Origin of the sequence: Xanthomonas sp. BRIP62411 (assembly GCF_003993525.1) — a bacterium.
GTDB lineage: Bacteria > Pseudomonadota > Gammaproteobacteria > Xanthomonadales > Xanthomonadaceae > Xanthomonas > Xanthomonas euroxanthea.
On record NZ_QEZI01000040.1, the window covers coordinates 1 to 25,712 of the forward strand.

The 25,712-nt window shown below is 66.7% G+C and carries 19 protein-coding genes and 1 other RNA gene; 5 read left to right on the forward strand and 15 right to left on the reverse strand.

Going from position 1 to position 25,712, the window contains the following annotated elements; all coding sequences use genetic code 11:
- From EO139_RS21115 to EO139_RS21135, 5 genes are all read right to left on the reverse strand, one after another.
- Positions 1 to 1,268, reverse strand: a 1,268-nt coding sequence (locus tag EO139_RS21115; RefSeq protein WP_126972369.1) for a family 43 glycosylhydrolase, incomplete at its 3' end; no start/stop codon positions are given.
- Between the two features lie 214 nt (positions 1,269 to 1,482).
- Complete coding sequence (locus EO139_RS21120) at positions 1,483 to 2,766, reverse strand: TRAP transporter large permease (protein WP_104586363.1); 1,284 nt, start codon at positions 2,764 to 2,766, stop codon at positions 1,483 to 1,485.
- A complete protein-coding gene (locus EO139_RS21125; protein ID WP_164739963.1) occupies positions 2,766 to 3,287 on the reverse strand; it encodes a TRAP transporter small permease in 522 nt (173 codons plus the stop codon). Before EO139_RS21125 ends, EO139_RS21120 begins: the two co-directional genes overlap by 1 nt.
- Positions 3,288 to 3,297: 10 nt before the next feature.
- On the reverse strand, positions 3,298 to 4,296 hold the full coding sequence (locus EO139_RS21130; protein ID WP_104586361.1) for a TRAP transporter substrate-binding protein: 999 nt from the start codon (positions 4,294 to 4,296) through the stop codon (positions 3,298 to 3,300).
- A gap of 37 nt (positions 4,297 to 4,333) precedes the next feature.
- The gene (locus EO139_RS21135) at positions 4,334 to 5,155 is read right to left on the reverse strand and encodes a 2-keto-4-pentenoate hydratase (RefSeq protein WP_104650412.1); all 822 of its coding nucleotides are present in this window, start codon (positions 5,153 to 5,155) and stop codon (positions 4,334 to 4,336) included.
- Positions 5,156 to 5,354: 199 nt separating this feature from the next.
- On the opposite strand from EO139_RS21135, the gene EO139_RS21140 reads away from it, so the two are divergent.
- The 3 genes from EO139_RS21140 to EO139_RS21150 all read left to right on the forward strand — a co-directional run bounded on the left by EO139_RS21140 (position 5,355) and on the right by EO139_RS21150 (position 9,156).
- Positions 5,355 to 6,386, forward strand: coding sequence for an alpha/beta hydrolase (locus EO139_RS21140; protein WP_126972403.1), 1,032 nt, complete (start codon positions 5,355 to 5,357; stop codon positions 6,384 to 6,386).
- Positions 6,383 to 8,002 carry a carboxylesterase/lipase family protein gene (locus tag EO139_RS21145; RefSeq protein ID WP_164739965.1) on the forward strand — a complete coding sequence of 540 codons (1,620 nt, stop codon included), beginning with the start codon at positions 6,383 to 6,385 and terminating at the stop codon, positions 8,000 to 8,002. Before EO139_RS21140 ends, EO139_RS21145 begins: the two co-directional genes overlap by 4 nt.
- A 227-nt stretch (positions 8,003 to 8,229) precedes the next feature.
- Positions 8,230 to 9,156 (forward strand): rhamnogalacturonan acetylesterase, encoded by a 927-nt coding sequence (locus tag EO139_RS21150; RefSeq protein ID WP_126972371.1) that lies wholly within the window; start codon positions 8,230 to 8,232, stop codon positions 9,154 to 9,156.
- Between the two features lie 423 nt (positions 9,157 to 9,579).
- On the opposite strand, the gene EO139_RS21155 is transcribed toward EO139_RS21150, so the two are convergent.
- The 9 genes from EO139_RS21155 to EO139_RS21195 form a co-directional block, all read right to left on the reverse strand.
- Complete coding sequence (locus EO139_RS21155; protein ID WP_126972373.1) at positions 9,580 to 10,728, reverse strand: aldo/keto reductase; 1,149 nt, start codon at positions 10,726 to 10,728, stop codon at positions 9,580 to 9,582.
- A 253-nt stretch (positions 10,729 to 10,981) separates the two neighbouring features.
- A non-coding RNA gene (locus EO139_RS21160) (sX9 sRNA) lies at positions 10,982 to 11,058 on the reverse strand.
- Positions 11,059 to 11,161: 103 nt separating this feature from the next.
- A complete protein-coding gene (locus EO139_RS21165) occupies positions 11,162 to 11,629 on the reverse strand; it encodes a metallophosphoesterase family protein (RefSeq protein ID WP_126972375.1) in 468 nt (155 codons plus the stop codon).
- A 169-nt stretch (positions 11,630 to 11,798) separates the two neighbouring features.
- The gene (locus EO139_RS21170) at positions 11,799 to 13,352 is read right to left on the reverse strand and encodes a PepSY-associated TM helix domain-containing protein (protein WP_126972377.1); all 1,554 of its coding nucleotides are present in this window, start codon (positions 13,350 to 13,352) and stop codon (positions 11,799 to 11,801) included.
- Entirely contained in the window at positions 13,349 to 13,621 is a 273-nt protein-coding gene (locus EO139_RS21175) for a hypothetical protein (RefSeq protein ID WP_126972379.1), read from the reverse strand. The genes EO139_RS21170 and EO139_RS21175 overlap by 4 nt, the downstream gene beginning before the upstream one ends.
- Complete coding sequence (locus EO139_RS21180) at positions 13,611 to 13,910, reverse strand: hypothetical protein (protein ID WP_104584421.1); 300 nt, start codon at positions 13,908 to 13,910, stop codon at positions 13,611 to 13,613. The genes EO139_RS21175 and EO139_RS21180 overlap by 11 nt, the downstream gene beginning before the upstream one ends.
- A 386-nt stretch (positions 13,911 to 14,296) precedes the next feature.
- Complete coding sequence (glgB, locus tag EO139_RS21185; RefSeq protein WP_126972381.1) at positions 14,297 to 16,480, reverse strand: 1,4-alpha-glucan branching protein GlgB; 2,184 nt, start codon at positions 16,478 to 16,480, stop codon at positions 14,297 to 14,299.
- An 11-nt stretch (positions 16,481 to 16,491) separates the two neighbouring features.
- Positions 16,492 to 19,842, reverse strand: coding sequence for a maltose alpha-D-glucosyltransferase (gene treS, locus EO139_RS21190; RefSeq protein ID WP_126972383.1), 3,351 nt, complete (start codon positions 19,840 to 19,842; stop codon positions 16,492 to 16,494).
- A complete protein-coding gene (locus EO139_RS21195) occupies positions 19,839 to 22,955 on the reverse strand; it encodes a maltotransferase domain-containing protein (RefSeq protein ID WP_126972385.1) in 3,117 nt (1,038 codons plus the stop codon). The genes treS and EO139_RS21195 overlap by 4 nt, the downstream gene beginning before the upstream one ends.
- 350 nt (positions 22,956 to 23,305) lie before the next feature.
- Here EO139_RS21195 and EO139_RS21200 point away from each other — a divergent pair, with 350 nt between their 5' ends.
- Together EO139_RS21200 and EO139_RS21205 are read left to right on the forward strand one after the other, a co-directional pair.
- Entirely contained in the window at positions 23,306 to 24,196 is an 891-nt protein-coding gene (locus EO139_RS21200) for a hypothetical protein (protein WP_126972387.1), read from the forward strand.
- A 339-nt stretch (positions 24,197 to 24,535) separates the two neighbouring features.
- Positions 24,536 to 24,835, forward strand: a complete 300-nt coding sequence (locus tag EO139_RS21205) for a hypothetical protein (RefSeq protein ID WP_126972389.1) — start codon at positions 24,536 to 24,538, stop codon at positions 24,833 to 24,835.
- A gap of 77 nt (positions 24,836 to 24,912) precedes the next feature.
- Here the strand turns inward: EO139_RS21205 and EO139_RS21210 are convergent, their stop codons facing one another.
- Positions 24,913 to 25,533 (reverse strand): DUF4142 domain-containing protein, encoded by a 621-nt coding sequence (locus EO139_RS21210; protein WP_119130092.1) that lies wholly within the window; start codon positions 25,531 to 25,533, stop codon positions 24,913 to 24,915.
- Positions 25,534 to 25,712: the final 179 nt, after the last annotated feature.

A 25,712-nucleotide genomic window follows, 5' to 3' on the forward strand; every position in this document is an offset into this window, starting at 1 on the left:
CTGTAGAACAGCAGCGCCCCGCCCTGCCCGCCCGGTGCCACGGTCATCTGCACTTCGAACTGGTAGGCCTGGTCGGTGGCGATCACCGTCAGCGGCGAGGCATCGCGCGGGGCGCTGCCCTTGCCCTGCAGGCGCAGCACGCCGTTGCCCACCTGCAGCCGCTTGGCCTCGTCGGCGGCCGGGTTGAAGAAGGACCACTGCGGGCCCAGCGTGCTGGCGCGGAAGTCGTCCGACAACGCCAGCCCATGCGGCAGGGCCTGCCCGCTGGGCTTTTTCAACGGCGTGCCCAGGTCGCCGCCCTTGGCGACGAACCAGCCATCCGGGGTCCATTCGATCGGGTCGAGCAGTGCCTGCCGGCCCAGCGTCCAGTAGCCGTGTTCGTAGCCGTGGTAGAGCATCCACCAGCGTTTGTCGGTGCCTTCCACCAGGGTGGCGTGGCCACGCGACCACCACGGCTCGTCGGCGCTCCTGGTGCGGGTGATCGGGTTGTTGGGCGCGTTCTGCCAGGGGCCATGGATCGAGCGCGAACGCGCGGTGATCACCATGTGCCCGGTCGGCGGGCCGGCGGTGCCGCCCACGGCGGTGGTCATGTAGTACCAGCCGTTGTGGCGGGTGATCTTGGGGCCTTCCTGCGCGTAGCCTTCCACGTCCCAGCTTTCCGGATATTTCCAGCCGTCGTAGACGTGCTTCGGGGTGCCGACCACCTTCAGGCCGTCGTCGGAGAGCTGCACGTAATCGCCGCCACTCAGGAACAGGTAGCGCTTGCCGTCTTCGCCCACCGCATGGCCGGGGTCGATGTACTTGCCCAGGCCGATGTCGATCGGCTTGCTCCACGGGCCGTTGATGTCGTCGGCCCAGACCACGAAGTTGCTGCGCTCGCCCTGGTCGCCGCGCCGCGCCGGGAAGTAGATATAATAGCGCTTGCCGTGCTTGATCAGGTCCGGCGCCCAGATCGCACCGACGTTCTGGGTGATGGCGTGGCCCAGCGGCTGCCAGTTGACCAGGTCGCGCGAATGCCAGATCGGCAGGCCCGGATAGGCATCGAAGGAGGACAGCGTGAGGTAGTAATCCTGCCCGTCCTTGAGCACCGACGGGTCGGGGTGGTCGCCTGCCAGCACCGGGTTGAGGAAGGTGCCGTTGCCTTGATCGGCGACGCGCTGATGCTCGATGCCGCGCTTCCAGTCGGCCGCGGCGCCGAGCCCGGCGCACAGCAGCAGGCCGCTGGCCAGCAGCCAACGCCATCGGGATGAAGTGATACCTGTACGCATGCTCTCTCCTGTCCCCGATCCCGGGGCTTGGCGGCAACCGGTGGGCAATGCCACCGGTTAACCGGATGAGGCGGAACCCTCCCGCCGGCAGCAACGTCCTGCACGCTCGGCAAGGCGTCGCACGCGCCCGGCAGGTGGGGCATCGATGCGGCATCACCTGCCGCATCGATCACGCCCATCCACCAGGCACCCGATCGCTTAGCGCGTCATGGCGTTACGCGCGCAATGCGCGTGGCAACCACAGCGATAGTTCGGGGAAGAACGCCACGATCAACAGCACGCACAAGGCCGCCAGCCAGAACGGCCAGATCGTGCGCATGCTCTGGGCGATGGTGATCTGCCCGATCGAGGTGCCGATGAACAGCACCGAGCCGATCGGCGGGGTGATCAGCCCGATGCCGCCGGCCAGCACCATCACCAGGCCGAAGTGGATCGGGTCGATGCCGTAGGCCTTGACCACCGGCAGGAAGATCGGCGTGCAGATCAGGATCTTCGGTGCCAGGTCCATGAACATGCCCAGCAGCAACAGCATCACCACGATCATCAGCAGCACGGTGTTCTTGCTGTCGGCGATGGCCTGCAGGAACTTCACCGCCGCCGCCGGCACCTGCAGGTAGGCCAGCAACCAGCCGAACACCGCGGCGGTGGCGATCACGAACAGGATCACGCCGGTGGTGCGTGCCGCATGCGTCACTGCCGCGAAGAACTCGGCCCAACGCAGCTGGCGATACAGCAGCGCGGTGACGATCAAGGCGTACACCACCGCGATCGCCGCACTCTCCACCGCGGTGAAGATGCCGGCGCGGATGCCGATGAAGATCAACGCGACCAGGCCCAGGCCCGGCAACGCGCCGAACAGGCGCAGCGCCACCGCGCGCCAGCCCGGGAACGGCTCGGTGCCGTAGCCGCGATGGCGTGCCACCGCATAGCCGGTGACCATCATTGCTGCGGTCATCAGCAGCGCGGGGAAGATACCGGCGGCGAACAGGTCGGCGATCGACAGCCCGCCACCGGCCGCGGCCGAGAACAGGATCAGGTTGTGCGAGGGCGGCACCAGCAAGGCCACCAGCGCGGCGGTCATGCTCACGTTGACCGCGTAATCGCGGTCGTACCCACGCTTGATCATCTGCGGGATCATGGTGCCGCCGACCGCCGAGACGTCGGCAATCGCAGAGCCGGACACGCCGCCGAAGAACAGCGACGACAGCACGCTGACCTGCCCCAGGCCACCACGCACCCGCCCCACCAGCGACGAGGCCAGCGCGATCAGGCGTTCGGAGATACCGCCGCGCAGCATCAACTCGCCGGCGAAGATAAACAGCGGAATGGCGATCAACGACGCCGAGCCGCTGCCGGCGGAAATCTGCTGCACCAGCACCACCGTGGGCAGGTCCAGATACAGCAGCGTGGCCAGTGCGGCCGCGCCCAAGGCGTAGGCCACCGGCACGCCGATCAGCAGCAGCACCACGAAGGTTCCCAACAACATCGCGATGCCCATCAGCGCACTCCTCCGGCCTGGATCGGGCGCAGCACACGCCACAGCTTGTACAAGGCAAAGAGCACCATCAGCGCGCCGCCGATCGACAGCGGCAGGTAGTTGATGCTCTGCGGCATCTGCGCGCCGGCCATCTTGATGTCCAGGCCATCGAGCAGCAGCGCCGCACTCCACCACGCCAGCACCGCGCCGATGGCGATGATCATCAGCGGGCGGATCAGGTCGAACACGCGGCGCACCAGCGGTGGCACGTGTTCGCCCAGCAGGTAGAAGCCGAAGTGGCGGTTGGAATGCACGCCGGCGGCCGCGCCCAGGCTCAGCGCGGTGCTCAGCAACAGCAACGTCACCGGCTCGGTCCAGCTGGGCGAATCGTTGAGCACGTAGCGGGTGAACACCTGCCAGCCCTGCACGACCACCAGGCCCAGCAGCGCGATGGAGGCCACGCCAACGGCGGTATCGGAAACGCGGTCCAGCGCGCGCTGCAACGGCGCGACCGGGACGGCGACGGTCTCGGGTTCGGTCATCGGGTCACCTCTATGCAAAATCGCGGATGCGGCGGTACAGCGCTTCGATCTCGGGCTGCTTGCGGTATTCGGCCAGCAGCGGCGCGGCGGCGGCGCGGAACGCCGGCATGTCGACCTGGTTGAGCTTCACGCCGTAGTCGATCACCTGCTTGCGCGCGATGGTCTCGGAGGCATCCCACAGATTGCGCATCACCGGGACCGAGGCGCGTGCCAGCTCCACCACCAGGCCGCGGTCGGCCGGGCTCAGCGACTGGAAACTCTGCCGCGACATCACCAGGATGTCCGGCGCGTAGGAATGCTCGCTCTGCGACCAGTAATGCGCGGCTTCGAAATGCCGGCTGGACTGGAAGCTGCGCATGTTGTTTTCCGCACCGTCGATCATGTGCGTTTCCATCGCCGAGAACGTCTCGCCCAGCGACATCGGCGTGGGATTGGCGCCCAGCATGCGCATCAGCTTGAGGAAGATGTCCGACGAGGCCACGCGCAGTTTCAGGCCCTTGAGATCTTCCGGGCGGTGCAGCGGATGCTTGGTGTTGTAGAAGCAGCGCGCGCCCGAATCGTAGATGGCCAGGCCCACCAGGTCGCGCTGCTCGAAGCTGCGCAGCACGCTGTCGCCGACATGGCCGTCGATGGCGCGGCGAAGATGCGGCACCGAGTCGAACACGTACGGCAGGCACAGCGCCTGGGTCAGCGGAAAGGTGTTGTTCAACGCACCCGAATACACGCGGGTGATGTCGATGGCACCGAAGCGCGCCATGTCGATCGCCTCCGACTCGCGCCCGAGCTGGCCGGAGTGGTACTGGCGCAGCTTGAGCCGGCCATTGGTACGCGCTTCGAGCTGCTTGCCGAACCAGCGCACCGCTTCCACCGTGGGGTAGTCGCCGACGTGCACGTCGGTGGCGGTGAGCAGCTGCCCGCCGGGAATCGGCGTGGTGGCGCCAGCGCCCAGCCAGGGGCCGGCCGCGGCGGCGCCGAGCCCGGCACCGAGGAAATGTCTGCGTGTGATCATTGGCGCCCTCCCAAGCGTCTGGTCACTGGGTCCGGCGTTACTTGGCGGACACAGCCGTACAGGAAATGTCGCCGATGCCGGCGAAGCGAATCAGGGCATGCTGTCCCACTTCGATGTCATGGATACCGGTGGCATTGCCCGTGGCGATGAGATCACCGCGCTTGAGCGGACGCCCGCGCTGGGCCGAACGGCCGAGCGCAAATGCGTAGGCGGCGCGCAGCCCGCCCGGCAACGTGGTGGCCCCGCCGGTGCCGACCAGCTGGTCGTCGATCAGGGTTTCGGCGGTCAGCGCAGATTCGTCGCGCGCCAGCCAGTCGGTCACTTCCGGCCCCAGGATCAGGCCGTTGTTGTTGCCGAAGTCGGAGATCACCACACGCGGGCCCAGCTTGTTGATGGTGGCCAGCGGGCTGCTGGCGATCTCCACGCCGATGAACAAGGTGGCCGGCAGCTGCGCCGCCTCCTCCGGGGTGAAGTGGGTCTGCTCGGCCGGCGCGTCCGCGTCCAGGCGCAGCACGTACTCGGCCTCGACCGCGCCAAAGCCGCCCGCGTAGATCGGGAACTCGGTTGTTCCACCGGTAGCATTCCAGAGCTTGTGCGAGAAGATCGGGCCGAGCAGGCGCTCGTCGCCGGAATGGTCGCGGCGCTCGGCAGCGATATAGCCCACCTTCCAGCCAACCACCCGGTCGTCCCACTGGCTGATGGCGATATCCTGCACCTGGTAGGCAGTGACCAGATCGTCAGGGATTTGCCCGGGAAAGTCGGGCAGCGATGCCCCTGCACGGCGTGCCTCCACAAAGCGCTGCGCGATCTGCGACAGCGAGGATGTGGACGATGGCGGGGTGGCGGCGTCGTTGCTCAAGGGTGTCTCCCTGATAGGTGTTTTTGTTGCACTGCCAATCGACAGTGGCACGGTGTGCTGTATATGGTAAACCGGTGTCATTGGCAATGTGCAGTGCGGCAAAGTGGCCGCAGGAACGAAGCAACCCTGGGAGGGGTGGATGGAACAGACAAGCCAGACGCGCGTGTTTGCCGCGTTTTCGAGCCTCATGCGCCGGTGCATGACCGTGGGGGTGATGGGTTTGCTGCTGGCAGGGCCGGTGCTGGCCGCCGAGGCACCTGGCGCCGAGACCGCAGCCGAGCAGGCCAGCCGGATCCCGCTGTGGCCCAAGCGGCTGGCACCGGGTGACAAGGCGCTGCAGCAGCCGCAGCGCATCGTCCAACGCAGCAGCGACCCTGCACTGCCCGATCGCTATATCCAGCAGATCAGCACGCCTTACCTGGTGGTCTACCGGCCCCGGCAGCCGAACGGCACCGCCCTGCTGGTCACCCCCGGCGGCGGCTACCAGCGCATCGTGCTCGACAACGAAGGCAGCGCGCTGGTGCCGAGCTTCGTCGACCAGGCCGGTATCACCCTGTTCGTGCTGCGCTACCGGCTGCCCGGCGAAGGCCACCCGAACGGCGCCGACGTGCCGCTGGCCGATGCACAGCGTGCGCTGCGGCTGATCCGCGCCAATGCCGCCCGCTACGGCATCGATGCGCAACGGGTCGGGGTGATGGGCTTTTCGGCCGGCGGCCATGTCGCCGCCAGCCTGGGCACGCGCTACGCCGCGCAGGTGTACCCGGCCCAGGACGCAGCCGATGCGCTGAGCGCGCGGCCGGATTTTGAACTGCTGATCTATCCGGTCATCGACATGGACAGCGCCAACGCGCACCCGGGCTCGCGCGAGCGCCTGCTCGGCAGCAATCCAGACGCGGCGCAGGTGCGCGCGTATTCGCCGCAACTGCATGTGGATGCCCGCACGCCGCCCAGCTTTCTGCTGCATGCGCAGGACGACACCGTGGTGCCGGTGCGCAACAGCCTGCTGATGCACGAGGCGCTGCTGCGCGCCGGCGTGGCGAGCGAGCTGCATGTCTTCCCGCAGGGCGGCCATGGCTTCGGCACCGCCAGCGGCACCGGCCTGACCGTGGCCGCATGGCCGCAGCTGGCGCAGGCCTGGATCGCGCATGTCACCAGGGTGCAGACGCCTGCATCTGCATCTCCACAGACACAGACACCGGCAGTGATCCCTGCGCAGGACGCGGCGCGATGACAGCGCCGTCCATGCCCGACACGCGCCGACGCATGCTGCTGCGTGGCGGGCTGCTTGCCACTGCCGCAGCAGCGCTGCCCGGCGTCGCCGGCGCGGCCGCACCGCCGCCACGCGATGACAGCGCGCCGCTGGCACGCGTGCGTGGCGGCGCGCTGCGCGGCTATCGCGACCAGGGCATCTGCGTGTTCAAGGGCATCCCGTATGGCGGCGACACCGCCGCGCGGCGCTTTCAGGCACCTGTGCTGGAAACGCCTTGGCAGGACGTGCGCGATGCCGGCGCCTACGGTGCAGCCGCACCGCAACTCAAGGCCAGCGAACCCACCAGCGAGGACTGCCTGTTTCTCAACGTGTGGACGCCCGGCCTGCGCGATGGCGGCAAGCGGCCGATCCTGTTCTATATCCACGGCGGCGGCTACACCACCGGCTCCGGCAGCGACCCGCTGTACGACGGGGTGCGCCTGTGCAAGCGCGGCGACGTGGTGGTGGTCACCGTCAATCACCGGCTCAACCTGTTCGGCTACCTGTCGCTGGCGCAGCTGGGCGATGCCGGCTTTGCCGACTCCGGCAATGCCGGGCAGCTGGACCTGATCCAGGCACTGCAGTGGGTGCGCCAGCACGCGGGCGAATTCGGCGGCGATCCCGGCAACGTCACCGTGTTCGGCCAGTCCGGTGGCGGCGCCAAGATCGCCACGCTGATGGCGATGCCGGCCGCGCGCGGCCTGTTCCATCGCGCCTGGACCATGAGCGGGCAACAGGTCACCGTGGCAGGGCCACGCGCGGCCACCCAGCGCGCGCAATTGCTGCTGGATGCGCTGAAACTTGCGCCGGGGGAACTTGCGCGGATCCGCACGCTGCCGGTGGCGCAGCTGCTGGCTGCCGCGCAGCTGCGCGACCCCTCGCGGGTGGAAAACAGCGCGTTGTATTTCGGCCCGGTGCTGGATGCGCGCAATGTGCCGGTGCACCCGTTCTGGCCGACCGCGCCACTGCAATCGGCCCGCATTCCCATGGTGATCGGCAATACCCGCGACGAGACGCGCGCGTTTCTGGGCAACGACGCCAAGAACTTCGCGTTGAGCTGGGACGAGCTGCCGGCCAGGCTGGAAAGCCAGCAATACGTCGACCTGTTGCCGCAGGTGGTGATTGCCGAATATCGCCGCCTGTATCCGCAGTACTCGCCCTCGGACGTGTTCTTTGCGGCGACCACCGCCGGCCGCTCGTGGCGCGGCGCGGTCGAGGAGGCCGAAGCGCGCGCGCGCCAGGGCGCACCGACCTGGGTGTATCAGCTGGACTGGGGCTCGCCGCTGGATGGCGGCAAGTTCGGCGCCTTCCACACGCTGGATATTCCGCTGGTCTTCGACACCATTGCGCAGCCCGGCGCGCGCACCGGCGACGGTGCCAATGCGCAGCGCATGGCCGCGCAGATGAGCCAGGCACTGCTGGCGTTCGCGCGCAGCGGCAACCCGAATCATCGCAGCCTGCCGCATTGGACGCCGTATTCGCTGCAACGCCGCGAGACGCTGCTGTTCGATACACCGAGCCGGCTGGAGCACGACCCGCGCGGTGGCGAGCGCAAGCTGTACCAGCAGGCGCCTTTCGTTCAACGCGGCACGTTTTGAGCGCTGCGTGGTGGAGCGCCACCTCGCGCGGGCTGATGGCCGGCTGCAGCGGCAGGGTTTGCCGCTACAGGGTGGTGCCAATCAAGGCGTGGCCCCGGTGATCGTGCTTGGGCTTGCTGACTGCCGTTGGTCTTCCAACTCGATTTCGGCGTCTGCCTGCCTTTGGTCTTCCGTTCGTCTTCCGACTGACATCCGTTCCTTGATCGCTTCTTCGTCTCTGGTGACTCATGCGCTTCCCGTCTCTCGTACCGCTGGTTCTGCTGGCAGCAACCGCTACACCTGCTGCACACGCTGTTGAGGCGCCGCCTGCAACCGTGCCGGCTTCTGGTGTGCCCGCGACCGGCACGCAGCTTGCCGCCAGCAAGATCGTGCTGGTCGGCGATTCCACCACTGCCGTGCAAGGTGGCTGGGGGCCGAGTTTCTGCGCACAGCATGTGACCTCGTTCCTGAGCTGCCTCAATCTGGCGCGCGGTGGCCGCAGCACCTCCAACTACCGTGCCGAAGGGTCATGGGAGATCGCGCTGCACGAGCTGCGCAGCGGCGGTTATCGACAGGTCTATGTGCTGATCCAGTTCGGTCACAACGACCAACCCGGCAAACCGGGGCGTTCCACCGACCTGACGACCGAATTCCCCGCCAATCTGCGCCGGTATGTGGCCGAGGCGCGCGCCGTCGGTGCGATTCCGGTGCTGGTCACGCCATTGACGCGGCGGCAGTTCGCGCGCGGCCAATTAGTGGATGACCTGGGCCCGTGGGCGGAGGCCACGCGCAAGGTTGCGCAGGAATTGCAGGTGCCGTTGATCGATCTGCATGCGCGCAGTCGTGCGCTGGTGCAGGGCATGGGCCCGGTGTTGGCGATGCGGCTGGCGCAGCGGCCTGCCGAGCCCGCGCAAGTGCTTGCCGCGCAATCGGGCACCACGATTGGCAAGACGCCGGTGCAGGCATTGCATGCGCCGCCGCCGTCAAAGATTGCGGCAGCGGGCAGCGTCTCCGCCAGCGCGCAGGACAATGCCAGCGCCGAGCCGATGGGCCAGGCCAAACTCGCGTTCGACTACACCCATCTTGGTGCGGACGGCGCCGATCTGTTCGCGGCGATTGTTGCCGACGAGTTGGCAAAGCACGTACCTGCGTTACGGCCGCTGTTGATTCCGTGATGCGTCATTTCATCTGATCAACTAGAGCGGCTAACAAACCTACTTGACGCCAGTCAATTGCAGGCCGGCTTATGTGCTGCCTGGCTGCAGGGCCCTTGCCCGCCCACCATCGCGGGACACGCCGCAAGTACATCCATGTAGGCTCTGGCGCGGCATCCATGCCGCTCAAGGTCCCGCGACGATGGGCGGGCAAGGACTAGTCGAGAGGGTCGGTGCGTATGGTTTTCGGCAAAGCAACCGACCAACTTCCTGGTGCGGTGTCCTCACCAATTGCGGGACCGTGTGGCGGCTTGGATGCCGCCACCGCGCCCCCGGGGATGGGTTCACGGCGTGTCCCGCGAGCGGTGAAGGGACCGCGCAGTCGATCCTGCACTCACTGACAAGCACTCGCTCGCCAGGTTTTATTGGTCGCTCCTAGCTGCATCAGCTCACGACAGGCAATGGCGCATCCGCTTCGATCACCTGCTCGCGCTTGAGCTCTTCCCACACCGCTGCCGGAATCGCCACGCGCATCGAGGCCGCATTCGCATGCGCCTGCTCGGGCGTGCGCGCACCCGGAATCACCGCAGACACCACCTTCGGCGCGGCGGCAAATTGCAGCGACACCGTGCGCAGATCCACGCCGTGGCGCTCGCAGATGGCGAGTGCCTTCTGGCGCTTGGCCGGTGCCCATTCCGGCACGGTGCCGTCGTAGAGATACCGCTCGCGGCCGGCAAGATAGCCCGCCAACAACGGCGCACCGACCACCACCGACGCGCCGTGCTTTGCGATCTTCGGGAAGGTGTCGTGCAGCGCCTGCGCGTGGTCGAGCAACGAATACTGGCAGGCCAGCAGGAAGATGTCCGGATCGGCCTCCTCGATCGCACGCAAGGCCGGCTCGGGGCGATTGACGCCAAAGCCCCAGGCCTTGATCAGGCCCTCCTTGCGCATCCTGGTCAGCTCGGGCATCGCGCCTTTCACCGCCTCGGCAAAGCGCTGTTCCCACGGCATGCCGAGGTCTTTCTCGTTCTCCGGGGACAGGTCGTGGATGTAGGCGATATCGATCTGCGACACGCCCAGCCGCTGCAGGCTGTCTTCGATGGACCGACGCACGCCAGAGGCGCTGTAGTCGTAGCGGTAGTCGAAGGGCGAGGGCTGCTGCCACATCGTCTTCGGCGGCTTGTCGATGGCGGTGAGCAGGCGCCCGACCTTGGTCGACAGCACGTAGTCGCCTGCAGCGTGATTGTGCAGATGGTGGCCGGTACGACGCTCGGACAGGCCCAGGCCGTACCACGGCGAGGTATCGAAATAGCGCACGCCCGATTCCCACACTGCCGCCAGGGTTGCTTCGCTTTGCGCATCGCTGGTGGGCGCAAACCCATTGCCGATCGCCACGCCACCAAAGCCCAGGCGACTCGACGGCCGATAGCGCGCGCCCTTGGCTGCGGGATTGGTCGGCAACGCTGAAGCGGCAGCCTTGCCGCGCGTGGGCATCACGCTGCCAGGCGCGGAGGTCTGCGCCAACAACGGGGCGGCGGCCAATGCGGCGGTGCCGGCAGCGGCGGCGGAAAGGAACTGGCGACGGGTATTCATGGGGGAAATCCTTGCGGCGACTCGATGCACAAGGATGGTCCCGCCTGCGTGCAGACCAGGTCAGCGCAAGGCGCGCGCGCGTACACATGCAGGCAACGAACGGCCCGCGTGCAGGTTTAGACAAGCAGGCACGTCAGCACAGGTTGTCAGCGGTCGCTGCTGGTGGTCATTGCATGCACCGCATGCTCGGAACATGCAGAAGTGGCCTGTGTTCCCGGCCGCTACACTTCATCGCGTGGCGTTGCCTAAGAGCGGCTGACACAGCGTCGCGAGCGGTAGTCGACTGTGTGCGGACGGCACGCTCACAACCGCAGTGCACGCGTGGCATATGTTGCTTCCGAGCACCGACCGCGCCTGCCTGACGGCTGTGCAGTCGTTTTGCTCGCCACTCCAGATCCCTGCACAAGTCCGTATTGCATGGATCCAACGTCCATCAGTGTATTTCCAGCAGTTGCACCTGTGCCCGCGGTGGGCCATCGCCCAGCCACAGCGTGCCCACGCTGATCGGCAGGCTGAAGCGACGCGGGCCGGCGCTGCCCGGATTGACGTACAGCACACCGTCGTGCGTCTGTATCGACGGCTTGTGCGAATGTCCGCTGATGATCACATCTGCGGCGACATCCGCTGCCAGCGTTTTCAGATCGTGCAGCACATGGATGCGCACATTTGCGATCAGCAGGTCCAGCGTTTGCGGAAGTTGCGCTGCCCACGGCGTGTTGTCGATATTGCCGGCGATTGCATGCAACGGTGCCAGCGCGCCCAGCGCGGTGAGGATCTCCGGCTTGCCCACATCGCCGGCATGGATGATCGCCGCGCAGCCCTGCAACGCAGCCACGGCCTCGGGCCGCAGCAGGCCGTGCGTGTCGGAGATCAGGCCAATGCGTAAGACGGCAGCCGTCATCGGGTGTGGGTGAAGGTGGCGGGCGATGAGGATGCACTGCCGGGTGATGCCGTTGCGTCAACGTGGCGCGTGTTCGCGTCGGCAGCATGTTCAGCAGCCAACCTCGCCACGGCAGCTGTTGCCCGGCGCACCGTGGCGTGCCGGGTATCAATCAACTCGGTGCATCGACTCACTGTGTTGTCCGCGCTTTCCAGGCCCAGACGCTGTTGGGATCGCCCTGCAGTCCGCGCCGTTTGCTTGCACGCGCCAGTTGCCAGTACGCCCATGCCAACACCAGCGCGATCAGGTCCACGCCGAGTACCGTGGCGCCCTGCCATGGCAGCACCACGCCGCGCGCGGAAACGCAGCTGGCCAGCGGAATCAGCGCCGTCAGGCCTGCGCAGGCCAGCAGCGCCTCGTACGCCCCACGTGCGGTGGGGCGGATCAGTGCCCACACCAGCACGGCCGCGAAGACCGCGTAATAGACATGACGCTCCTGTCCTTGCGGCAGCAGGCGCGCGGCGATGAACAGCGCCGAGACGCCGGCCACGCTGCCCAGGCACACGCCGACGGTGAGGCGCGCCATCGCGTGGGTGCGGCGCGGTTGATCGACCAGCCGACGCTTGCGGCGTGTCTCGATCCACAACAGGTTGCCGCTGTAGAACAGGAACGCGCCGCCCAGCCCGAGCAGGAAATACAGCCACTGCACCGGCGCCTGCCCGAAGTTGCCGAAGTGCAGCCCTTGCAGCCCGCGCAATGCAGCGGTGCCTGGTGACATCGTCCTTGGTTCGAGTACGCGCAGGACCTGGCCGGTTGCCGCGTCCAGCGCCACGCCACCGAGGGTGTTGAGCCGGCGCTGCGCGTGATGGCCATACACCTCCGCACGCGCATTGGCATCGCCTGCATCGTGAAACCCGATGCTTTCCGGTACGAACCCCGGGCTGGCCGCGCGCGCCTTGTCCAGCAGCACCGCCAGCGGCAACACCGGCGCCGCACGCCTGGCCGGTTGCACATGCGGGGTGAGCTGGAAGTCCGGCTCCAGGATCTGCATCAGCTTGCCGTCGAACACCAGGAACTGGAACGGCGCCAGCAGCAGCACGCCCAGGCACAACACCGCACCGGACCAGGCGAAGATCACATGGAACGGCAACGACAACATGCCGACCACGTTGTGCGCGTCCTGCCACAGGCGCTTGACGTTGGCGCCGATGCGCAGCGCGAACAGGTCCTTGAGGAACACCGGCGCATACAGCACCACGCCGCTGACCAGGGCCAGCCCGTACAGCACGCTCACCACCCCGAACAGGTAGGTACCGAACACGCGCGGCAGGCCGGCGGTGAAGTGCAGGTCATAGAGAAAGTCGGCAAAGCCCACCCGCTGCGGCAGCTCCAGCAGGCTGCCATCGGCGGCTTGTTGGTACTGCCGCATGCCACCGCTGGCCTCGGCCTGCGGGCCGTACCAGTACAGCCGCGCCAGTGGCCCGTGCTCGCCGGGCAGCAGCACCAGGAAGGAGTCGGCCACCTGCGGATGCCGGGCGATCACCGCATCCAGCAGGCGCTGCGCGGCGGCGACAGGATCTGCCGGCGCCGGCTGCGTGGCAGGCGGGTTGGCCTGCCAGCCGCTCAATTGGTGAGTAAACACGGTGATGGCACCGGCATAGAAGGCGATGAACAAGGCCATGCCGGCCAACAGGCCCATCCAGCTGTGGACCGACAGAAACGCACGCAAGGTCGCTGCTTTCATGCACCCAGCTCCGTCCAGCCCACGGCCTTGATGCCTGCAAGCGTGAGGTAGCACAGCAGCGTCAGCCCGCCGAGTACGACCCAGGCACGCGATGCGCTACGAAACACGAACGGCAAGGCCATCGCACCGATCCATGCCGGAAACATCAGCAGCAACCACGCCAGCGTATAGCTCCGCTGCGGCCCCGGCAGCAACAAGGCGCACAGGCCGACCACGCCCACCGCAAGCGGCAGCCCCAGCACCACGGCAACCAGCCATCTAGCCCACATGGCGCACCTGCCTGCGTTGCACGCGCGCCTGCTGCCAGGCATCCAGGTACGGCAGCGCCACCGCCACCAGCATCAACGCCGTCACTGCGGCGAAGATGCCGGCCCAGGTCCCCAATGCAGCGATGGCGCAGCCCAGCGACAGCAACAGCAACGCACTGGCGCCGAGGCGTAGCGCACGCGCCGACAGCCGGCGCTGCGGCCACAGGCGTTGATGCCTGGTTGCCAGGTAGAACGCCAGCGCCGAGACCGCAGCGGCGAGCAGATAGCACGCCGTCATCAGGCCGCTCATGCCTGCACCTGCATCGAAGCAGAGGGCGACAAGCCGCCCGAAAGCACAGGCCGCGTGTCGCCGCCCTGCGCTCCGGCACACCCCGAATACGCAGCCCGCACGGGTGCATCTGCGCGCCCGACCCTGCGCACGACGGGAACAGGCCACTCAAGCATCGAAGAAGCAGCAGCACTCAAAACACCCACGCACAACGCTCCCGTAACGAGATCGACGGAAGGCATGGCGGCGGCTGTGCCCGGCAGCCTCCCCGGGCCGCCTGATATCAGTGGTCGACATCCAGCTGCGCCGCCCGACAGGCGCACGCAACACGGTCTCACCACTCTACGGCGCGCAATCTAACAGGTGCCACGGCGCCGGACCAGCGGTCCGGCGCCGTGGGTGCTGCATCAGCCCTGCGGCGTCAGCACGATGACGCCCAGCGGCGGCAACAGCAGCGGCAGGGATTGCGCATGGCCATGCATGGACTGCTGCTCGGCGCCCACCACACCGCCATTGCCCAGGTTCGCGCCGCCATAGATACCGGCATCGCTGTTGAACACCTCGCGCCACTGGCCGCCCTGCGGCACGCCGATGCGGTAACCGTGCTGCACGATCGGGGTGAAGTTGATCACCACCAGCACCGGGGCGTCGCCGCGCTTGCCCTTGCGCAGGAACGCGACCACGCTGTTGGCCGCGTCATCGCCCACCACCCACGCAAACCCGGCCGGATCGTCATCCTGCGCGTGCAGCGCGGGGTATTCGACATACAGCCGGTTCAAGTCACGCACCAGGGTCTGCACGCCGCGATGGCGCGGGTCGTCCAGCAGGTGCCAGGGGATGCCGCCGTCGTGGTTCCACTCGGTGGGCTGGCCGAACTCGCAGCCCATGAACAGCAACTTGCGCCCCGGGTGGGTGAACATGTAGCCCAGGTAGGCGCGCAGGTTGGCAAAACGCTGCCAGTCGTCGCCCGGCATGCGGCCCAGCAACGAGCCCTTGCCGTGCACCACTTCGTCGTGCGAGATCGGCAGCACGAAGCGCTCCGAATACGCATAGACCATGCTGAAGGTCAGCTCGCCATGATGGTAACGGCGGTAGATCGGATCCAGCGCGGCGTAATGCAGGGTGTCGTGCATCCAGCCCATGTTCCACTTGTAGTGGAAGCCCAGGCCGCCATGCGCCACATCGGCAGTGACGCCGGGGAATGCGGTGGATTCCTCGGCAATCATCACCGCGCCCGGGGTGTGCTCGCGCACCACCTCGTTGAGCCGGCGCAGGAAGGCGATGGTCTCGTAGTTCTCGCGCCCGCCATGGATGTTGGGCACCCACTCGCCGGCATTGCGGCTGTAGTCGCGGTACAGCATCGAGGCCACCGCATCCACGCGCAGGCCGTCGACGTGGAAGCGCTGCAGGAACTCCAGCGCACTGGCGATCAGGAACCCGGACACCTCGCGCCGCCCGTGGTTGTAGATCAGCGTATTCCAGTCGCGGTGGAAGCCTTCGCGCGGGTCGGCATGTTCGTACAGCGCGGTGCCGTCGAAATGCGCCAGGCCGTGGGCGTCGGTGGGGAAATGCGCCGGCACCCAGTCGACGATCACGCCGATGCCTTCGCGGTGGCAGCGATCGACGAAACGGGCAAACCCATCCGGCGAACCGAAGCGCGCAGTCGGCGCGAACAGGCCCAGCGGCTGGTAGCCCCACGAGCCGCCGAACGGATGCTCGGTCACCGGCATCAGCTCGACATGGGTGAAGCCCATGTCCGCCACGTACGGAATCAAGCGGTCGGCCAGTCCATCCCAGTCCAGGTCCACGCCTTCCTGGCGCAACCAGGAACCGGCATGGATCTCGTAGATGCTCATCGGTGCGTCGTGCGCCTGACGGCGCGCGCGCGTGGCCATCCAGCCGTCATCACTCCACTGGTGCGGGGTGGGGTCGGCCACGATCGAGGCGGTGCCCGGCGCCAACTCGGCACGCCGCGCCACCGGGTCGGCCTTGGCCGGCAACTCATTCCCATGCGGGCCGCGCAGCTGGTACTTGTAGTGCGCCCCCGGGCCGACGTCGGGCACGAACAGCTCCCACACGCCGGACTGGTGCCGCAGCCGCATCGGATGCCGGCGTGCGTCCCAGCTGTTGAAGTCGCCCACCACCGCCACGCGCGTGGCATTGGGCGCCCACACCGCAAAGCGCGTGCCGCGTACGCCATCGACCTCGATCACGTTGGCGCCGAGTGCATCGGCCAGCTGCAGGTGATGGCCTTCGCTGATCAGATGCAGGTCGAAGTCGCTGAGCTGCGGGCCGAACGCGTACGGGTCGGCGGTGTCCTGCTCGCCGCCGGGCCAGCCGATGCGCAGGCGATACCCGCCCTGCGCCGGCAACGCGCCGGCGAACAGGCCCGGCTCCGGGCCCGCGTCCAGCGCGATGATCTGGCCATCGTCGAGCACGGCATTGACGTAGTCGGCACCCGGTTGATAGGTGCGCAGCACCCGACCGCTATCGGTCGGGTGCGCGCCAAGAATGGCGAATGCATCGCCATGGCGTGCCTCGGCCAGGGCGCGGGTCGCGCCGGGATCCCATCGATTGGTCACTGCTGTCATCACTCCACTCATCATGTGTCTCCCGCACCAGCGCGCGCGCGGTGCAGGATGCGTCGCAAGCCCTCGATCGGCACCATCAGCCAGCCAGGGCGGTTGGCGGCCTCGTAACGCACCTCGTAACAGGCCTTCTCCACCAGGAACAGCAAGGTGGCCGCATTGAACGCCGCCGGTGCGATCCACGGGTGCGTGCTGGCATCGAGCACGGCATGGTACGCATCCAGAAACGCCTGTGTGGAACGGCGGCGGAACTGCACCAGGAACTCGTCCAGATGCGTGTCCACGCCCACGCCCGCGCGTGCGGCGGTGCCTTCCTCGCCACGTGCCGACACTTCGCTGGCGTAGTCGAGCGAGCGCAGGAAGCCGGCCACATCGCGCAGCGGGCTGGCCTTGGCGCGCCGTTCGGACAGCGGCTTGGCCGGCTCGCCTTCGAAGTCGATCAGCACCACATCGTCGAAGGCCACCAGGATCTGGCCCAGGTGGAAGTCGCCGTGCACGCGGGTCAGCAGGGAATCGGCCAGCACGCTCGGCGCCTGGGCGAGCAAGGCATCCAGCTGCGGGCGCTCGGCCAGCACCGCCTGCAGCGCTTCGCGTTCGGTGGCGTCATCGGTGCCGGCCAGACGCGTGGTGACCGTGTCCCACATCTCCTCGACCTGGCGGGCGACGCCGGCCACCACATCGTTGGCGGTCGGCAGGTCGATGCGCTGCGGGGCGAAGTCGGCATCGTCGGTGTCGCGTGACAAGGCTTCGTGCAGCTCGGCCAGGCGCTTGCCGACCACCGCGGCGAAGGCGTCGTACCCGGCGATGGCTTCGGCGCGCGATTCGTCGGTCTGCGCAGTGGCGTACTCGTCGAAGCTGCGCGCCAGATGGTCCAGCGTCCAGCGCCAGGCATCGCCCTGGTTGCGGATGAAGCCCTGCAGCAGCGCGATCGTGGTGATGGTGCCCTGCGTGTCGATGCGGCTGACGCTGCCCAGCAAGGGCGCGGCATTGGCATAGCCCATCTCGGTCAGGCGACGGCCGATCTCGATCTCCGGGTTGGCACCATTGGCCACGTGCCGCAGCAGCTTGAACACCGCCTTGTCGGCAACCACCAGCGAGCTGTTGCTCTGCTCGGCCGACAGCCAGCGGATATCCGGATCCTGCGGAATGTCCAGCGTGGCCAGCGCCGGGGTCGCCTCGAAGCGCACCTGGCCCTGCTGCGAGGCATCGTCGCCATCGCAGAAGTCCAGCGCGGCGTTGTCGCGCAAGGCGTCGATCACCCCGCGCACCATCGGCTTGAGTGCGAAGGCATCGGTGAGATACCCCACCTCGCGGCCCTGGCGCACACGCGCCAGCGCCAGCTGCTCGGCCAGCGTGCTGGGGTGGTCGCGCTCCCACACGATGCCGATCGGCAGCATGTAGCTCTCGTGGCGGCCGTCTTCCAGCTCCACGTCCAGCTCCAGCAGGCTCATCGGCTCATCGCCGGGCAATGGCGTACGCCGCGAGATGCGCACATGCTTCAGTGCCTGGTCCTTGGCCGAGAACCAGCGGCGTGCCGACAACCAGGCCGGCAGGATTTCCGCTTCCAGCGTGGACAGATGCGGCAGCAATGCGTTGCTCTCGTCGGTATCGCTGCGCAGCACCAGCGTGCGGTAATCCGGCAACGGCACCGGACTGGGCACATGCCAATCCGGCAAGGTGCCTTCGCTGACCAGCTGGAACGCGTAGAAGCCGAACGGCGGCACCGTGAGCAGATAGGTCAGCCGGCCGACCGGCGGGAAGCTGCCGCCGCCGATGATGTCCACCGGCACGCGGCCCTCGAACTCGGACAGGTCCAGCTCCACCGCCTGCAGCGTGTGCGACAGGTTGGCCACGCACAGCACCGTCTCGTCCTGATAGCAACGCAGGTAGGCCAGCATGCGGCGGTTGCCCGGGTACAGGAAGCGCAGGGTGCCGCGGCCGAAGGCCTGGTAGCGCTTGCGCACGCTGAGCACGCGGCGGGTCCAGGTCAGCAGCGAATGCTGGTCGCGGATCTGCGCTTCCACATTGACGGCCTGGAAGCCGTACAGCGGGTCCATCACCGGCGGCAGCACCAGCTGCGCCGGGTCGGCGCGCGAGAAGCCGCCATTGCGGTCGATCGACCACTGCATCGGCGTGCGCACGCCATCGCGGTCGCCCAGATGGATGTTGTCGCCCATGCCGATCTCGTCGCCGTAGTACAGCACCGGCGTGCCGGGCATGGTCAGCAACAGGGAGGTCATCAATTCGATGCGGCGGCGGTCGCGCTCCAGCAGCGGCGCCAGCCGGCGCCGGATGCCCAGGTTGATGCGTGCACGGCGATCGGCGGCATAGGTCTGCCACAGGTAATCGCGCTCCGAATCGGTGACCATTTCCAGCGTCAGCTCATCGTGGTTGCGCAGGAAGATCGCCCACTGGCAGCTCTCCGGAATTTCCGGGGTCTGGCGCATGATGTCGGTGATCGGGAAGCGGTCTTCGCGCGCGATCGCCATGTACATGCGCGGCATCAGCGGGAAGTGGAACGCCATATGGCATTCGTCGGCGTTCTGGCCGAAGTACTGCTGGGTGTCTTCCGGCCACATGTTGGCCTCGGCCAGCAGCATACGGTCCGGATACTCGGCATCCAGTGTGGCGCGGATCTTGCGCAGGATCGCGTGGGTTTCCGGCAGGTTCTCGTTGGAAGTGCCGGAGCGTTCGATGAGGTAGGGCACCGCATCCAGGCGCAGGCCGTCCACGCCGCGATCCAGCCAGAAGCGCATCACCTCCAGCACCGCCTCCAGCACCGCGGGGTTGTCGAAGTTCAGGTCCGGCTGGTGCGAATAGAACCGGTGCCAGAAGTACTGACCGGCCACCGGGTCCCAGGTCCAGTTGGACTTTTCGGTATCGCAGAAGATGATCCGCGTGCCTTCGTATTCCTGGTCGGTGTCCGACCACACGTAGAAGTCGCGCTCAGGCGAGCCGGCCGGCGCATTGCGTGCGCGCTGGAACCACGGGTGCTGGTCGGAGGTGTGGTTGATCACCAACTCGGTGACGATGCGGATGCCGCGTGCATGCGCCTGCGCCACCAGCTGCTCGAAATCCTCGATGCTGCCGTAGTCCGGATGCACCGCCATGTATTCGGCGATGTCGTAGCCGTCGTCGCGGCGCGGGCTGGGGTAGAACGGCAGCAGCCAGATCGTGTCAACGCCGAGTTCGGCGATGTAATCCAGCTTGGAAATCAGGCCCGGGAAATCGCCGATGCCATCGTCGTTGGAGTCGAAGAACGACTTGACGTGCACCTGATAGATGATCGCGTCTTTGTACCAAAGCTGATCTGCCACCACCGCGGACTGTTCCGCGTCGGCTTGTAACGATGGGACTGCATTCATGCGACCTCTCCTGCGCGGATGCGCCATAACGCGAACGGCCGCGTCGCCTCTAAGCGGATGTGCTGATACTTGCCTTGCCACGTGAAGCGGTGGCCGTCCCACAGATCGTCCACCGCGACACTGGCGTGATCGGGCAGGCCCAACTCCCACAGTGGAATTTCGATGTCCGCGTCCTGGCCCGCCTGCGGGTCCAGGTTGATCGCCACCAGCACCATACTGCGGCTGCGCGACAGGTAGCCGGCATCCAGGAACTTGCCGAAGTACAGCACCTGGTCGTTGTGCGCCTGGTAGAAGCGCGTGCCCAGGTGCGACTGCAGTTCCGGATGCATGCGGCGCAGCTGATTGAAGCGGGTGATCTCATCGACGATGTCGCCGGGCGCACGCTCGGGCCAGGCACGCAGCTGGAACTTTTCCGAGTCCAGATACTCTTCCTTGCCCGGCGCCAGCGGCGTGGCCTCGCACAGCTCGAAGCCCTGGTACATGCCCCACAGCCCCGACAGCGTGGTTGCCAGCGCGGCGCGGATCAGGTGGCCGTTGCGCCCGCTGGTCTGCAGGAACAGCGGATTGATGTCCGGCGTGTTGACGAAGAAATGCGGGCGGAAGCATTCGCGTGGCACGCCCTGGTTCAACTCTTCCACGTACTCCTGCAGCTCGTGCTTGTGGTTGCGCCAGGTGAAGTAGGTATAGGACTGCGAGAAGCCGCACTTGGCCAGCCGGTACATCATCTTCGGCCGGGTGAAGGCCTCCGACAGGAACACCACGTCCGGCCGGCGCCCGCGGATGTCGGCAATCAGCCATTCCCAGAACGGGAACGGCTTGGTATGCGGGTTGTCGACGCGGAACAGCGTCACCCCCTCGTTGACCCAGAACAGCACCGCATCGCGCAGCGTGTTCCACAGGTCCGGCACCGCACCGCTGGCGTAGAAATCGACGTTGACGATGTCCTGGTATTTCTTCGGCGGGTTTTCCGCGTACGGAATCGAGCCATCCGCGCGCCAGGTGAACCAGTCCTTGTGCTCCTTCAACCACGGGTGATCCGGCGCGCACTGGATGGCGAAATCCAGCGCCACCTCCAGCCCATGCGCACGCGCGGCCTGGATCAGGCGGCGGAAACCGTCCAGTCCGCCGAGCTCGGCATGCACCTCGGTATGCCCGCCATCGCTGGCACCGATTGCATACGGGCTGCCCGGCTCGCCATCGACCGCAGTGACCGAGTTGTTGCGGCCCTTGCGGTTGTTCAAGCCAATCGGGTGGATCGGCGGCATGTACAGCACGTCGAAGTTCATCGCGCGGATATGCGCCAGTCGCTTGATCACATCGTCGAAGGTGCCGTGCCGCTGCGGATCGCCGCTTTGCGAGCGCGGGAACAATTCGTACCAGCTGGCAAAGTGCGCCGCGCGCCGCTCCGACTCCACCCGGAAGGTCATCGGCGTCTCGGAGCGGAACGGCTTGTCGTCGGCCGCTGCCATCGCCTGCGCGGTATCCGGCTCCAGCACGATCGCCAGCTGCTGCAGCGGCTCGCTCTGCGCACCGATGCGGGTCAGGATGGCCTGCAGGCGCTCGGCCAACGCACCGGTGCTGCGTGCGTGCGCAGCCTGCACCACGGCCACTGCTTCCTGCACATCCACCGGCAGCACCGTGTTGGCGGCACGCTTCTTTTCCAGATCCGCATGCAAGGTGGCGAACACATCGCGCCAGCCTTCGACGCGGAATTCATAAGTGCCGATACGCTCGAGCGGGAACTCCGCGCGCCAGCGATCGTTGCCCAGCGCACGCATCGGCGCACTTGCCCAGGTCTTGGCATCGGCCGGGCGCCACAGCACCGCCACCGCGATACGGTCGTGCCCGTCGCAGAACGCATCGGCTTCCACGCAGATGCGGTCGCCCACGGTGCGCTTGACCGGGAAACGGCCGTTATCGACCGACGGCGTCACCGACTCGATGCACACACGCGGCCAGGCGGCCGCGGTCTGCGCGCGCGGACGCATGCGCGGCACCGCCAGCACATGCCGCGCCGGCACGCTGCGGTACACCCGCACCTCGCCCGGCTCCAATGCTTCCAGCGTCGCACCGGAGAGCGTGCTGCCGTCTTCGCCTACCAGCGCTTCGGCATCGCCAAGCAGGCGCAACAGATCCGGCGCCGGGACCGGCACCACATGATCGGCATCGCCATTGATCAGCAGCAGCGACGGCAAGCCGCCCAATGGCTCGATGGCCACCGCCGTCAGGCCGGTGCTCTCGCGCAGCAGCGGGCGCAAGCGCAGGCCGGCATTGCTGGGCGGCACGCCGTCGCGCGCCCTGATCGACAACGGCAACGTCTCCAGCTGTGCCTCGTCCAGCAACCATGCCCCGCCCAGGGCGTGGGCCAGCTGCCAGTGCTGCCCGGCAGCGGCCGCAGGCTTGCCCTCGGGCGCGCCCATCACCGCGACCACCTGCGACGCCAATGCGCGCAGTGCGGTGTCTTCGTCGAAGAACCAGCTACCGCGGCCGTCCCACCAGGCAAGCGAGGAGAACGCCGCATCGAAACCGGCACCGGCCAGCTGCTGCAGGGCCTCGATGCCCAGGCCCGGCGTCCAGGCCGCAAACACCACCTCGGGTGCCTGCGCATGCACGCGTGCGATCAGCTCGCGCCAGCGCTGCGCCGGCACCTGCTGCGGCTGCAACAGGCGGAAGCCGGCCACGCCTTGCGATGCCCACTCCAGCAGGCGCGCGCTCCACCACTCCACCAGCGCCGCACCTTCCTGCGCATAGGTGAAGCGTGCCTCGGCCACTTCGGGCGTGGCGCGCGGCTGACGCGGGTCCGGCACCGCCGTGCTGCGCGCACGGAACCATTGCGGGTTGTCGCGTACCACCGCGCTGTCGCCACCCACTTCGTCCAGGCGCACGTCGAGCAGCAGCTTCACGCCGGCGCGGTGCGCGGCCTGCACCACCTCGCGCAGGCGCTGCGCGTCTGCCTCGCTGGCACCGGCCACCTCACTCAGCCGGCCCTGGGCGTCGCGCGCAAACGGCGGGGCGAGCACCACATGATCAAAGCCCGCCTCGCGCGCCGACCTGCAGCGCTGCTCCAGCCCGGCGTGGTCCCCGGTTGCCTCGTTGAGAACACAGATCCGCATGGCGCCCCCTCAGCCGACCACGGCGCATACGCGCGCCGTGACAAAGAAAGCGATGCAGGCCGACCCGCCCCGCACATCCGCCGGCGCTCGTTCACGACGCACCAGTCCAACTCCCGTCCGGATCGACCCATCTCTACCCGATCCCTGGTCGACCCTTCCCACCGTGACTGCACTCATGCGCAACTCCGCAACGATTCTTGACCCATGCAGTCAAGCACCCCGGCTGCGAATTTCATGTGTCGGTGGAATTGACGAAAATCAAACAAGCGCGGCAGTGATGAGGGCTCAAGCAGCACTGGCCAACGCCCAAGCGTTGTAGGCTAGGGCCTCAACCTGCAAGGAGCGCAAGGATGCGGAGCTACGTCATGGCGGCACTATTGGCCATCGCCACGGTTGCAACGGCAAAGGATCAGAGGCTGAGCCCGAGCCGCGCCGGAGAGATCGTAGGGCTCTGGCAAGATGTCAGCGTCAACGACGATATCGTCAAGGAGGACTACGCCGGCTTCGTGCAGGTTGTCGACCTGGACAAGGATGGAGTCGATGAGATCGTCTATCTGAGTTCTTCGTACTGCTCGGGTTCCACTTCCGACTGCCCCAACAGCATCGATGTATCGCGCAAGTACTCACCCGGAAAGGCACCCAACGTCAGCGCTCCAATCGACGCATGGGAAATCAGGGCACGCAGGACCGGTTATACGCCAGACGCCAGCGAGCAGATTCCTGGCGAAGTGATGCGCCTTGCAGTCCAAGGCAATCGCATCGAGGTCGTGTTCCTCGTGCAGGAAAACTCCCCAATCTGCAAACGGGAACAACCCAATCCGGACGGATCGCAGCGCTGTCCCGCCCCCGGCAGCTACAGCTGGGCTTACACCTGGAAGCCAGGCGCCCTGGCGCGCATTACCGGCGCTGGCAGCTACGAACCACATGTCCCCAAGGCCCATTTCCCTGAGCCGCTACGAGGCGCCTGGGTCACCTCAGGGATCGCCTGCCGCAACGCCGAGACAGCGGACCCCAAACACCTCATCCAGTTCGGCTGGGATGACATGACCGGCAAGGGCGAAGACCTCTGGCCCAACGGGGTCACCCTGCTGGCACGCACACCATGGACATGGCGCATCATCACCGCGTCTGCCAACGCGCCGAAGAAGGACGTTCCTGCAGTCTTCATCCTGAGCGAGATGGAAGATCGCCTGATCATTGCAGAGCAAACGCGCGTCAGAACCTTTGATCGGTGCCGCTGAGCGGAAAGCCGGTTGCCATCGCGTTTACGGCAACGCAACGTCGGCTCGAACGCATCGCTAGAGAACGTTCGATCAACGTCCGGGCACGCGTATCAAGTGAACCCGAGCCCGCTCTTCGGCGATTACGGCGGGTCCGATGATGTAAACAGTGCGGGAAAGCACTGGTTAGTGGCCATCGCTGATTTTGCCGGGTGGTGGCACCGCAGCGCGTTGACGTCATTGCAACGTGGCAATGACACTGGTACTGAAGCAATCACGTTCAATGGATGCGTTAAGAGGAGATCGCATTGATAAGGCACCCAGCTGTGGCAACGTTCCAGATTGTAGAGATGTGAAGATATGAGCATTCAAACAAGAACCACCAATGCATTTGCGCTCCGCTCTTTCCTGTCGCTTGTTGGTGGAGTGGTCTTGTTTCAAGTCGGAAACACGCTGGGCAAGGGCTCCTCCTATCAGGTCAACTGGTACTTCATTGCCCTTTGTGCGGGCTATGCATTAATTCCGATCGCCATTCTTCGGGCCATCCGGCGCCGCCCCAATTTTTCCAGGCGTCTGTATTCGATAATTCTTAGCGTGCTGGCGCTGTTGGCAGTTGTGGGAGGAATCGCTGTTTCCCTGATTCCCTTTTCGGGTCCCTGAAGCTCGGAAACGGCGACGTCGCTCCCTTGCCGCTTGCAAACCAGGCGTGGCAGACCAGCGGCCTGCCACGCCCACGCTCACATCGCCTTCTTGATGGCTTCCGCCTTCGCCAGGTGCTGCTCGACGTGCGTCTTGGTCTCGGTCAGGTGCTGCTTGACCGGCTCGGTCGACGCCACCGTCATCATCTGCGTCTGGATCAGCTGCAGCGCATCCTTGTGCCCGGCGATCATTGCATCGATGTAGGCCGCCGCGTAGTCCTTGCCGGACTTCTGGCCCAGCGTGGACAGGTCCTGCTCGCCCTTGCTCTCCAGCTTCTTGACGTCCGGGGTTTCGGCCAGCGTCCCCAGCGCCTTGGTCTTTTCCAGGTTCTCGGTGTGTTCTTTCTCCATCATCTTCGCGTACTCGAGCACCGCGCCGGTGACCTTCTTGTCCTGCGCCTGCTTCGCTGCGGCGATCTCGTGGTTGTTCACCGCCCCGAGCAGGCCCAGGGCGATGTCGTCTCCGGAGCTCGCGCGCGCCGCGCCTTCCGGCGCCGGGCTGGCTTCGCCGACAGGCGGCGTGGTCGGGGTCGCCGCGCCACCGGTCGGCGTCGGCTCGGTGGACGCGGCAGGCGCTGCGGCCTCCTTGTCGGCATCAGGCTTGCAGCCAGCGAGCGCCAGCGCCGCGACCATGGACAGGACCAACAGTGATTGTTTCATGCTCCACTCCCTTTCGATTGAAGACAGCAGCATCGCGCTCCCCAGGTGAAGAGGGCTCATACACGTCCACTGGGGTAATCAGACACAAGCATGGGCTGCAGGGCGAAGACACAACGCCGCACCATGCACCGCACTGCACGCGGCGGCACGCGCTTGCGCACGGGCGTGGAACTGCACGT